The organism is Acinetobacter sp. GRABPA_MV_2, from assembly GCF_056725885.1.
Genome location: NZ_JBWZNA010000075.1, coordinates 1 through 351 on the forward strand (window position 1 = coordinate 1; position 351 = coordinate 351).

At 52.4% G+C, this 351-nt stretch carries 1 protein-coding gene; it reads right to left on the reverse strand.

All coding sequences use genetic code 11. From position 1 onward, the window contains the following. Positions 1–351: hypothetical protein (locus tag ACXM0J_RS18885; protein ID WP_177923968.1), on the reverse strand; the 351-nt coding region annotated here is incomplete at both ends.

Here is a 351-nt window from a genome sequence, read left to right on the forward strand (position 1 = left end):
CTGTCAGAATCAGAGTCGCTGTCAGAATCAGAGTCGCTGTCAGAGTCACTGTCTGAATCCGAATCGCTGTCTGAATCCGAGTCGCTGTCAGAATCAGAATCGCTGTCCGAATCCGAGTCGCTGTCAGAGTCAGAATCGCTGTCCGAATCAGAGTCACTGTCAGAATCAGAGTCGCTGTCAGAGTCCGAGTCGCTGTCCGAATCCGAATCGCTGTCAGAATCAGAATCGCTGTCAGAGTCACTGTCTGAATCCGAATCGCTGTCTGAATCCGAGTCGCTGTCAGAATCAGAGTCGCTGTCAGAGTCAGAATCGCTGTCAGAGTCCGAGTCGCTGTCTGAATCCGAGTCGCTG